The organism is Micromonospora marina, assembly GCF_900091565.1.
Classification (GTDB): Bacteria; Actinomycetota; Actinomycetes; order Mycobacteriales; family Micromonosporaceae; genus Micromonospora; species Micromonospora marina.
In genome coordinates, this window is record NZ_FMCV01000047.1 from 1 (window position 1) to 10,509 (window position 10,509).

The 10,509-nt window shown below is 75.2% G+C and carries 2 protein-coding genes; both read left to right on the forward strand.

All coding sequences use genetic code 11. The features are described from left to right. Positions 1-3,220, forward strand: a 3,220-nt coding sequence (locus GA0070215_RS27475) for a type I polyketide synthase (protein WP_141708276.1), incomplete at its 5' end; no start/stop codon positions are given. Between the two features lie 44 nt (positions 3,221-3,264). Then, positions 3,265-10,509 (forward strand): type I polyketide synthase (locus GA0070215_RS27480; RefSeq protein WP_141708277.1); only part of this gene is annotated, 7,245 nt, incomplete at its 3' end.

Here is a 10,509-nt window from a genome sequence, read left to right on the forward strand (position 1 = left end):
GTCGAACGTGACCGGTGCGGTCGCGGACGCGGCGGAGCTGACCGACCCGGGCTACTGGGTGCGGCATGTACGCCAGCCGGTGCGGTTCGCCGACGCGGTGCGCACCCTCCACCAGCAGGACGTCACCCAGTTCCTGGAGGTCGGCCCCGACGCCGTACTCACCGCCATGGCGCAGGACTGCGTCGAGGCGGCCGGCGAAGTCCGGTTCACCGCCACGATGCGTGCCGGGCACTCCGAGGCCGACACGCTGCGCACCGCCCTCGCCGAGCGGTACGTCACCGGCGGCCACGTCGACTGGACGGCATACCTCGCCGCCCTCGACGGGTCCGGCCCCGAGCGGGCAGCCGAGGCACGCCCCCGCGCCATCGCCCTGCCCACGTACGCCTTCGACCAGCAGCGCTACTGGCTCAACACCAGTGCGGGGGTCGAGACGGTGCCCGGGCTCGGTGTCCGCCCCGTCGACCACGCACTGCTCGGCGCCGCCGTACGCGTCGCCGACGACGACGTACGGGTCTTCGGCGCCGAACTCTCCGTACCGACACACCCGTGGCTCGCCGAACACGTCGTCTGGGACTCGGTGGTGGTGCCCGGCGCCGCGCTGGTCGAGCTGGTCCTGCACGCGGGCGCGCAGGTCGGCTGCGACACCCTCGACGAGCTGACCCTCCAGGCCCCGCTGGCGCTCGCCGAGGACGGCACCCGGGCGGTGCAGGTGAAGCTGGGCGCGGCGGACGAGGATGGGCGCCGGACGGTCACCATCCACTCCCGCGCCGCCGCCGACCCGGACGGCGAGTGGGACCGCCACGCGGCGGGCGTCCTCGCCCCCGCCGTGCCGCAGCCCGACCGGTCCGATCCGGCGCCGTGGCCGCCCAGCGCCGCCACCGCCGTCGCGGTCGACGGGATCTACACCGAGCTGTCCCGTCTGGGCGTCGAGTACGGCCCCCTCTTCCGTGGCCTGCGCGCCGTCTGGCGCACCGGCGACGAGGTGTGCGCCGAGGTGGCGGTGCCCGACGGCACCGACGTCGCCGGCTTCGGCCTGCATCCCGCCCTGCTGGACGCTGCGCTACACGTCGTCGGCCTGCTCGACTCCGACGCGGAGGAAACCTCCGGCGTACGCCTGCCCTTCGCCTGGACCGGCGTCACCCTCTCGGCGGTCGGCGCGACCGTGCTGCGGGTACGCGCCCGACGCAGCGGCGGCGGCGTGGCCCTGACCCTGACCGACCCGGCCGGCGCCCCCGTCGCCCGGATCGACTGCCTGGTCTCCCGCCCCGTCACCGCCGACCAGGTGCGCGGCGGTGACTCCGCAGCCGACCCGCTGTACGCCGTCAACTGGCAGAGCGTGCGGCCGGGTACCCCGGCGACCGTCCGGGTGGTGCTCCTCGGCGACGCGCCGTCCGACCTGTCCGAGATCGCCAGGTTCAGGATCGCCGAGCTGGCGGAGGCGGTCGACTCCGGCCGGATCGACCCGGAACTGGTGCTGCTCGCCGCATACGCCGACGACGAGGGTGCCCCGGTTCCCGCCGCGACGCGCAGCCGGCTCACCGCAGTGCTGGCCGCCGTCCAGGGCTGGCTCGCCGACGACCGGCTGGCGGAGCGGCGGCTGGTCGTGCTGACCCGCGGGGCCGTCGCCGCCGGCGACACCTGTCGTACGGGCGACCTGGCCGGCGCGGCGGTCTGGGGTCTGCTGCGCTCGGCCCAGGCGGAGCACCCCGACCGCTTCGTGCTCGTGGACCTCGACGAGGCGCGGCAGCCGGAGTCCTGCACGGTGGACCTGGTGGCCCGTGCGGTCGCCACCGGCGAACCCCAACTGGCGGTCCGGGACGAGCAGGTGCTGACGCCCCGGCTCGCGCCAGCCGTCCTCGACCCGGCGCCGGCCGCCGCCCTCGACCCCGACGGGACGGTCCTCGTCACCGGGGCCACCGGCGCCCTCGGCGGTCTGCTGGCCCGGCACCTGGTCAGCACGCACAAGGTGCGCCACCTGCTGCTGGTCAGCCGCCGCGGAACCGGCGCCCCCGGCGCGGCGGAACTGCTCGCCGAGCTGACCGCGCTGGGTGCGCAGGCCCGCCTGGTCGCCGCCGACGTGGCGGACCGGGACCGCCTGGCCGCGGTGCTGGCCGACGTTCCCGCCGAGCACCCGCTCACCGGCGTGGTGCACGCCGCCGGCGTCCTCGACGACGCGGTGATCTCGGCGCTGACCCCCGGCCGGCTGTCAGCCGTTCTCTCCGCGAAGGCCGACGCCGCCTGGCACCTGCACGAGCTGACCCGATCGCGGCCGCTGGCGATGTTCGTCCTCTTCTCGTCGGTCGCCGGTGTCCTCGGCGGCCCCGGGCAGGGCAACTACGCCGCCGCGAACGCGTTCCTCGACGGCCTCGCCGGGCACCGGCACGCCTGCGGCCTCGCCGCCACGTCCCTGTCCTGGGGCCTCTGGGCCGCGGACAGCGGGATGACGGGCGCACTCGACGCCGCCGGGCGGCAGCGGATGAGCCGCAACGGCCTCAGCCCGCTCGGTACCGGCCAGGCGTTGCGCCTCTTCGACAACGGACTCCACGGTGGACGCCCCCACCTGGTGCCGGCGCTGCTCGACCTCGCCGCGCTGCGCCGCCAGGCCGCGGCCGGCCAGCTCGCGGCGCCGCTGCGCGGCCTGGTCCGGGTCCGGCGGCGCGTCGTCGAGGGCGGCGGCGACGGCGGCCCGTCCTTCGCGCAGCGCCTCGCCGGCACGCCCGAGGCCGAACGCGGCCGGCTGGTGGAGGAACTGGTCAAGGCGCAGGTCATCGAGGTGCTCGGCTACCCGCCGGCCACCGTCGTGCCGTCCGGGCAGACGTTCACCGGCCTCGGCTTCGACTCGCTGACGGCCGTGGAGCTGCGCAACCGGCTGACCGCCCTCACCGGCATCCGGTTGCCGGCGAGCCTCATCTTCGACTGCCCCACGCCCGCCGCCCTCGCCGACTTCCTGCTGGTCGACGCCGCCCCGCCGAAGCCCGAACCGGGTCTGCTCGCCGAGCTGGACCGGCTGGAGGCCGCGTTCGCCGCGACCGCGCCGGAAGAGCTGGAGCGGCTGGCCGCCGACGACGAGACGCGTACCGCCGTGGCGGTCCGCCTCCGGGCGCTGGTCACCCGGTGGAGCGACACCACCGACCGGCCCGACGACGTCGGCCAGGCCCTTGATGACGCCTCGGACGACGAGCTGTTCGACTTCATCGACCAGAAGTTCGGCCGATCCTGACCACGAGTCCGCCGCTTGCCCCTTAGCGACAGGTGATCAACCCGATGGCGAACGAAGCCAAGCTCCGCGAGTACCTCAAGCGCGTCACCGCTGACCTGCACGAGACCAGCGAACGCCTGCGGGCCGTCGACGAGCAGAACCACGAGCCGATCGCGATCGTGGGGATGGGCTGCCGCTACCCGGGCGGGGTGCGGACTCCGGAGGCGCTGTGGCGGCTGGTCGAGTCCGGCGTCGACGCCGTCACACCCTTCCCGGCGGACCGGGGCTGGGACGTGGAGAGCCTCTACGACCCCGACCCGGACGCGCATGGCAAGTCGTACACCCGCGAGGGCGGCTTCCTGCACGACGCCGGCGAGTTCGACGGCGGCTTTTTCGGCATCTCGCCCCGCGAGGCGCTGGCCATGGACCCGCAGCAGCGCCTCCTGCTGGAGGTCGCCTGGGAGACGGTCGAGCGGGCCGGCATCGCCGCGGACTCGCTCAAGGGCAGCCGCACCGGCGTCTTCACCGGCGTCATGTACCACGACTACGTCTCCCGGCTCAACGGCGTACCGCAGGAGGTCGAGGCGTTCGTCGGCACGGGCAACCACGGCAGCGTCGTCTCCGGCCGGATCGCGTACACGTTCGGCTTCGAGGGGCCGGCCGTCACCGTCGACACCGCCTGTTCGTCCTCACTGGTGGCGCTGCACCTCGCCGTGCAGGCCCTGCGTTCCGGCGAGTGCACCCTCGCGCTGGCCGGCGGCGTCACCGTCATGTCCAGCCCCGACACGTTCGTCGGCTTCAGCCGCCAGCGTGGCCTGTCCCCGGACGGGCGGTGCAAGTCCTTCGCGGCCACCGCCGACGGCACCGGCTGGAGCGAGGGCGCCGGGCTGCTGCTGCTGGAGCGGCTCTCCGACGCGCAGCGCAACGGCCACCGGGTGCTCGCCGTGGTGCGCGGCAGCGCGGTCAACTCCGACGGCGCCTCCAACGGCCTCACCGCGCCGCACGGCCCGTCGCAGCAACGCGTGATCCGCCAGGCCCTCGCCAACGCCCGGCTCGCCCCGGCCGACGTGGACGCCGTCGAGGCCCACGGCACCGGCACCCGCCTCGGCGACCCCATCGAGGCACAGGCCCTGCTCGCCACGTACGGCCGGGACCGGGCCGACGACCAGCCCCTGTGGCTCGGGTCGATCAAGTCGAACCTCGGGCACACCCAGGCCGCGGCCGGCGTCGCGGGCGTCATCAAGATGGTCATGGCGATGCGTCACGGCGTCCTGCCGCGCACCCTGCACGTCGACGAGCCGTCCCCGCACGTCGACTGGTCGGCCGGCGCGGTGAGCCTGCTCCGCGAGCCGCGCCCGTGGCCGCGCGCGACGAGGCCCATGCGTGCGGGCGTCTCCTCGTTCGGTGTCAGCGGCACCAACGCCCATGTCATCGTCGAGGCCGCCCCGCCCGCGCCGCAGCCGGCCACCGACGCCGTCACCGGCCCCGACCCGCTGCCGTGGGTCGTCTCCGCGCGCAGCGTCGCAGCGCTCGGCGCCCAGGCCGACCGGCTGCGCTCCTGGCTCGCCGAGCACCCCGACGCCGGGCCGGCCGCCGTGGGCCGGGCCCTGGCCACCGGCCGGTCCGTCCTGGAACACCGGGCGGTGCTGCTCGGCGCCGACCGGGATGAACTGCTCGCCGGACTCGGCGCGCTGGCCGACGGGGTTCCGGCCGCGTCCGTGCGGCGCGGGGTCGCCAGTCCCACCCGCGTCGCCGTGCTCTGCACCGGCCAGGGCGCCCAGCGGGTCGGCATGGGCCAGCGGTTGTACGCCGCCTTCCCGGTCTTCGCCGAGGCATTCGACGCCGCCTGTGCGGAGCTGGACAGGCACCTCGACCGGCCGTTGCGCGGCGTGCTCGACGGCCCCGCCGACGTGCTCGACCGCACCGGGTACGCCCAGGCGGCGCTCTTCGCCGTCGAGGTCGCGGCCTACCGGCTCGTCGAGTCCTGGGGTGTCGTGCCGGATTTCGTGGCCGGGCACTCGGTCGGCGAGGTGGCCGCCGCGCACATCGCCGGCGTGCTGTCGCTGCGCGACGCCGCCCGCCTGGTGGCCGCCCGGGGCACCCTGATGCAGGCGCTGCCCACCGGTGGCGCCATGGTGTCGGTCCGCGCCACCGAGGCGGAGGTTAGCGGGCACCTGGCCACCGTCGGCGGGACGCCCGGCGCCGGGCTGGCCGCCGTCAACGGCCCGGAGTCCGTCGTCGTCTCCGGCGACGAGGACGCCGTGCTGGCGGTCGCCGCACACTTCGCAGCCCTCGGCCGCAGCACCAGGCGGCTGCGGGTCAGCCACGCGTTCCACTCCGCCCGCATGGACCCGATGCTCGACGCGTTCGGCGACGTGCTCGGGCAACTGACCTTCGCCGCGCCCCGCATCCCCGTGGTCTCCACGGTGACCGGAGCGGTGCTCGACCCCGGCGAGGTGTGCTCCCCGGCGTACTGGCTGCGCAACGTCCGCGACACGGTCCGCTTCGACGCCGCCGTGACCACGCTGCGTGAGCTGGGTGTCGGCGCGTACGTCGAGGTGGGCCCGGGCGGAGTGCTCTGCGCGCTCACCCAGGAGATCGTCGGCGCGGACCAGGCGGTCTGCGCCCCCGTGCTGCGCGCCGAGCACGACGAGGCGACGACCGCCCTGGCCGCCGCGGCCACCGTGTGGACCCGGGGCGTGCCGGTGAACTGGGCGGCCCTCTTTGCCGGCCCGCCCGTACCGGTCGACCTGCCCACGTACGCGTTCCAGCGCGAGCGCTACTGGCTGGTGCCCCTGCCGCAGCCCGTCGACGTGACCGCCGCCGGGCTGACCCCGACCGGCCACCCGCTGCTCGGCGCGGTGTTCCGCTCGGCCGACGGCGACGAGGTGACGCTCACCGGCAGGTTGTCCGTGGAGACCCAGCCCTGGCTGGCCGAGCACGCCCTGCGCGACGTCGTGCTCCTGCCCGGCACCGGGTTCGTGGAGCTGGCGATGCGGGCCGGCGCGGAGGTCGGCGCCGAACGGCTCGCCGAGCTGACCCTCCAGGCGCCGCTGGTGCTGCCCGAGACCGGCGGCGTCGACGTGCAGGTCGCCGCCGAACGCACCGGCGGCGGAGCGTGGCAGCTCACCGTCCACGCCCGTCGCACCGGCACCGACGACATCTGGGTACGGCACGCCACCGGCCTGCTCACCGAGGGGCCGGATGAGGACACCGGCGCGCTGGTGCAGTGGCCGCCGAGCGACGCCACCTCCCTGAACGTGTCGGAGCCGGCCGGGCGGGCGGCACGGGCCGGTTTCGCGTACGGCCCGGCCTTCTCCGGGCTGCGCGCCGCCTGGCGCGTCGGCGCGGACGTGTACGCCGAGGTGGCGCTGCCCGATCCGGCGGCCGGCGACGCCGGTGGGTACGGGCTGCACCCGGCGTTGCTCGACGCCGCCGTGCAGGCGGTCGGACTGGGCATCGTCGACCCCGGCGAGGCCCGGATGCCGTTCGCCTGGTCCGACGTGACGCTGTCCGCCCACGGCGCCGACGCGCTGCGGGTACGGTTGACCCCCACCGGTCCGGACACGGTGTCCATGCTGGTCGCCGACGCCACCGGGGCGCCTGTCGCCCGGGTCGGCTCCCTGGTGCTGCGGCCCCTGCCGGCGGGGGAGCTCACCGCCGGCGGGTCCCCGTGGCGGCGCTCGCTGTTCCGCATCGACTGGCTCCGGCACCCCGTCGGCGAGGTCGCCGCCGACGGCATGACCTGGGCGGTGCTCGGCGAACGTCCCGCCCCGCTGCCGTCCGGCCCGCCCGCCGCCCGGTACGCCGACCTCGACGCGCTCCGCGATGCCGGGGTACCCGATGCAGTGCTCTACCCGGTGGCCGGCGCGACCGGCCCCGACGCCGTCCACGACCTGCTCGCCGAGGTTCTCGCCGTGCTCCAGGGCTGGCTCGCCGCCGAGCCGCACACCGGCGACTCCCGGCTGGTGGTCCTCACCAGCGGTGCCGTCGCCGTGGACGACGACGCGGAGGTCACCGACCTGGCCGGCGCCGCCGTGTGGGGCCTGCTCCGCTCCGCCCAGGCCGAGCACCCCGGCCGCTTCCTCGTCGTCGACGTCGACGACGAGGAGAACTACGCGGCCGTCCTCGCCGGCCTGCTGTCGGCCGACGAGCCGCAGGCGGCGGTACGCGACGGGGCGCTCCGCGTGCCCCGGCTCGTAGCCGCCCCGGAACCCGACGCACCGGCGCCGGCGCTGGACCCGGAGGGCACGGTGCTGGTCACCGGCGGCACCGGTGCCCTCGGCGCGCTGACCGCCCGCCACCTGGTCACCCGGTACGGGGCCCGGCACCTGCTGCTGACCAGCCGGCGCGGGGCCGACGCCGACGGCGCAGCCGACCTGGTCGCCGCCCTCGCCGACCTGGGCGCCACCGCGACGGTCGCGGCGTGCGACGCCGCCGACCGGGCCGCCCTCGCCGCGCTGCTGGACCGGATCGACCCGGCGCGCCCGCTGACCGGCGTGGTGCACACCGCCGGCGTGCTGGCCGACCGCACCCTGACCTCGCTCACCCCCGAGACCCTCGGCGACGTGCTGCGGCCGAAGGTGGACGCCGCCGCGAACCTGCACGAGCTGACCGCCGCCAGCCGCCTCGCGCTCTTCGTCACGTACTCCTCGGCGGCGGGCGTGACAGGCAGCCCCGGCCAGGCCAACTACGCGGCGGCCAACGCCTACCTGGACGCGCTCGCCCACCGGCGACGGGCCGCGGGCCTGCCGGCGCACTCGCTGGCCTGGGGCCCGTGGGCGGAGTCGGGCGGCGGCATGACCGCCGGTCTCGACCGCGCCGACACCGACCGGCTGGCCCGGGCCGGCGTACGGCCGCTTCCCGAGGCGGACGGCCTCGCGCTCCTCGACGCCGCCCTGCTCACCGGCCTGCCCGCGACGGTGCCGATGGCGCTGGACGGGCCGGCGCTGCGCGCCCAGGCCGAGGCGGGCACCCTGCCGTCGGTCTTGCGCGGCCTGGTCCGGGCGCCCCGGCGCCGCGCCACGCGGTCCGGCCCGGCGGAGACCGCCGTGCTGACCGGGCGGCTCGCCGGCCTCGACCGCGAGGAGCGCGCCGTGGCCCTGCTGCGGCTCGTCCTCGACCAGGTCGCGACGGTCCTGGGGTACGCCGACGCCGACGCCGCCGCCGTCGAGGCCGGGCGTCCGTTCACCGAGCTCGGTTTCGACTCGCTCACCGCCGTCGAACTGCGTAACCGGCTGGGCGCGGTCACCGGCCTGCGCCTGCCCGCGACGCTGGTCTTCGACCACCCGACCCCGCTCGCCCTCGCCGACCACCTGGACGCCGAGACCGGAACGGACGCCGGCACCCGGGCGGCTCCGGTCGCCGCCGTCGCGGCGCTCGACGAGCCGATCGCGATCGTCGGGATGAGCTGCCGCTACCCCGGCGGCGTACGCAGCCCCGAGCAGCTGTGGGACCTCCTCGTCTCCGGTGGCGACGGCATCACCGGCTTCCCCGCCGACCGCGGCTGGGACGTCGACGATCTGTACGACCCGACCGGCGCGCGCCGGGGCAGCAGCTACGCCCGCGAGGGCGGCTTCCTGGTCGACGCCGCCGACTTCGACGCCGACCTGTTCAAGATCTCGCCGCATGAGGCGCTCGCCATGGACCCGCAGCAGCGGCTGCTGCTGGAGACCTCGTGGGAGGCCATCGAGGACGCCCGGATCGACCCGCTTGCGCTGCGTGGCCGCCCCGTCGGCGTGTTCGCCGGCATGATGTACCACAACCACGCCGCAGGGCTGGTCGACGTCCCCGAGACTCTCGACGGCTACCTCGGCGTCGGCACGGCCAGCAGCGTGTTGTCGGGTCGGGTGGCGTACTCCTTCGGGTTCGAGGGTCCGGCCGTGACTGTGGACACGGCGTGTTCGTCGTCGCTCGTGGCGTTGCACCTGGCGGTGCAGGCGCTGCGGTCGGGGGAGTGCGACCTCGCTCTGGCCGGCGGCGTAACGGTGATGGCGACGCCCGAAACGTTCATCGACTTCTCCCGCCAGCGGGGCATGGCCCCCGACGGCCGGTGCAAGTCGTTCTCCGACGCGGCGGACGGCACGGGCTGGTCCGAGGGCGTCGGCGTCCTCGTCGTGCAGCGGTTGTCGGATGCGCGGCGTGACGGGCGTCGGGTTCTCGCGGTGGTACGGGGCACGGCGGTGAATCAGGATGGTGCGTCGAATGGTTTGACGGCGCCGAATGGTCCGTCGCAGCAGCGGGTGATCCGTCAGGCGTTGGCGAACGCGCGGTTGGGTGTGGCTGATGTGGATGTGGTGGAGGCGCACGGTACGGGCACGACGCTGGGTGATCCGATCGAGGCGCAGGCGCTGCTCGCCACGTACGGGCAGGACCGCGACGACCGGGACGCGCTGCTGCTGGGGTCGGTGAAGTCGAACATCGGTCATACGCAGGCTGCTGCGGGGGTGGCGGGTGTGATCAAGATGGTTTTGGCGATGCGGTATGGGGTGGTGCCGGCGTCGTTGCATGTGGATGTGCCGTCGTCGCATGTGGATTGGGCGTCGGGTGCGGTGGAGTTGGTGGCCGAGTCTCGTGAGTGGCCGGGTGTGCGGCGTGTGCGGCGTGCGGGTGTGTCGTCGTTCGGTATTTCGGGGACGAACGCGCACGTGATTTTGGAGCAGCCGGAGCCGGAGCCGGAGCCGGAGCTGGGTCTGGTGGCGCTGCCGGCGGGTGGCGAGGCTGGCCGGAGCGGGTCGGCGGATGCGGAGCCGGAGTCTGTCGCGGTGCCGGTGGGTGTGCCGGTGCCGTGGGTGGTGTCGGGTCGTTCGGAGCGTGCTCTGGTGGGTCAGGCCGGGCGGTTGGCGTCGTTCGTGCGGGATCGGCCGGGTCTGTCGGTGGTGGATGTGTCGTGGTCGTTGGTGAGGTCGCGGGCGGCGTTGGAGCATCGGGCGGTGGTGTGGGGCCGGGACGTGGAGGAGCTTGCCGCTGGTTTGGAGGCGGTGGCTGAGGGCCGGTTGTCGGGTGTGGTGTCGGTGGGTCGTCGGGCGGTGTTGTTCACGGGTCAGGGTTCGCAGCGTGTGGGTATGGGTCGGGAGTTGTACGAGGCGTTTCCGGTGTTCGCGGCGTCGTTCGACGCGGTGTGCGCGGAGATCGATCCGTGTCTGCCGCGTGCGTTGCGGGAGGTGGTGTTCGCGGAGCCGGGTTCGGGAGCTGCGGCTCTGGTGGATCAGACGGTGTTCGCGCAGGCGGGGTTGTTTGCGGTCGAGGTGGCGTTGTGGGAGTTGCTCGCGTCGTGGGGTGTGCGGGCGGATTTTGTGGGGGGTCATTCG